3 protein-coding genes are annotated in these 1,730 nt (G+C 61.2%); 2 read left to right on the forward strand and 1 reads right to left on the reverse strand.

Going from position 1 to position 1,730, the window contains the following annotated elements:
• Positions 1–277, reverse strand: a 277-nt coding sequence (locus C0V97_RS16425) for an FAD-dependent oxidoreductase (RefSeq protein ID WP_158625458.1), incomplete at its 3' end; no start/stop codon positions are given.
• A gap of 179 nt (positions 278–456) precedes the next feature.
• Between C0V97_RS16425 and glnK the strand changes: the two genes are divergently transcribed.
• Positions 457–795 (forward strand): P-II family nitrogen regulator, encoded by a 339-nt coding sequence (glnK, locus tag C0V97_RS16430; RefSeq protein ID WP_127102951.1) that lies wholly within the window; start codon positions 457–459, stop codon positions 793–795.
• Positions 792–1,730: ammonium transporter (locus tag C0V97_RS16435; RefSeq protein WP_148114952.1), on the forward strand; the 939-nt coding region annotated here is incomplete at its 3' end. The genes glnK and C0V97_RS16435, both read left to right, overlap by 4 nt.

Raw genomic sequence — 1,730 nt, forward strand, 5'->3', positions numbered from 1 at the left:
GGGGGGAGGCGGGCTCGCCTGGTCGGCCATCGCTGACGGTGATGCTGTTGATGGGCTGCGAAGGAGCGGGCAGGTGCTGCCATATCCCCGCCGCGTCGAGCATGCGGCGCGAGCCCTCGGTGATGGCATAGGCGCGTCCGTCAAGCGATGGATGCTCCATGCCGGGCAGGGGCGCGCGGTCGATGAGCAGAACCCGAAGCCCCGATGCCGCGAGACGACAGGCCAGAGTCGCCCCGACAGGACCCGCGCCATTGATGCAGATATCGACCTGGTTCATGGGGCTTTCTTCTCCACAGCTCTTGTGACCGTGGCTTTTTTAATGCAGCCGCAGGAAATGGGAAATGGAGCTCTCTAGGCTCTTGCCAATCTCGTTATGAAACTGGCACGATTTGGTCTTACGAGAACTGGCAGGACTGTTTGCAGAAACAGGGGCCTCTTGCGGTGCGGAGGAATGTAATGAAGCTCATTACGGCGATTATCAAGCCGTTCAAACTGGATGACGTTCGCGAAGCCCTGACCCCATTGGGGGTACAGGGCCTAACGGTTACCGAGATCAAGGGTTTCGGTCGTCAGAAAGGTCAGACGGAGATTTATCGAGGCGCGGAATATCAGGTCAGCTTCCTGCCCAAGGTCAAGATCGAGATCGCCGTTACCGACGATATCGTCGATGAGGTGGTCGATGCGATCCTGAATGCCGCCCGCACCGGCAAGATTGGCGACGGCAAGATCTTCGTCTCGCCGCTCGATACTGTCATCCGCATCCGCACCGGCGAAACGGGAGAAACCGCCATATGAGCCGTATCCTCAAGGCGATTGCACCTCTCACCGTCGCACTGATGCCTCTTCCCGCCCTTGCAGCGCCTCCGGCCATCGACACGGGCGATACCGCATGGATGCTGGTCAGCACGGCGCTCGTCCTGCTGATGACTATTCCCGGCGTCGGCCTGTTCTACGCGGGCATGGTTCGCAAGAAGAACGTGCTGGCAACGCTGATCCAGTCGGTCGCCATCTGCTGTATTGCCAGCATCGTCTGGATGGTCGTCGGCTACAGCCTGGCCTTCGGTACGGGCACGCCCTGGATCGGCGACATGTCGCGCTTCATGCTGAACGGCGTGGCCGAGCATATCAGCAAGGGGGCCGATCAGGCCTTCGTCATGGGGGCGAACTCCGCCAATCCCGTGGCAATGACCATTCCCGAGAGCGTCTGGGTCATGTTCCAGATGACCTTCGCCATCATCACTCCGGCTCTGATCGCAGGCAGCTTTGCCGAGCGTATGAAGTTCTCGGCGCTCTGTGCCTTCACGGTGTTGTGGTCCATTCTCGTCTATGCGCCGATCGCGCATTGGGTCTGGAGCCCTCTCGGCTGGGTAGCCGGTATCGGTGCCGTCGACTTCGCCGGTGGTACGGTCGTGCATATCAATTCCGGTGTGGCCGGTCTGGTGGCCGCTCTGGTTCTCGGCAAGCGTCGCGGTCTTGGGCATGAGGATTTCTCGCCCTTCAACCTGACCTACGCCATCATCGGTGCCTCCCTGCTCTGGGTTGGCTGGTTCGGATTCAATGCAGGCTCGGCCGGTGGCGCCAATGGCCGTGCAGGCATGGCCATGCTGACCACGCAGGTAGCAACGGCAGGCGGTGCCATGGCCTGGATGGTTGCGGAGTGGATCCACTCGCGCAAGCCGACCGCACTCGGCATCATTTCCGGAGCCGTGGCCGGTCTCGTGGCCATTACG

Origin of the sequence: Asaia sp. W19 (assembly GCF_003994335.1) — a bacterium.
In the GTDB taxonomy this organism is placed as follows: Bacteria; Pseudomonadota; Alphaproteobacteria; order Acetobacterales; family Acetobacteraceae; genus Asaia.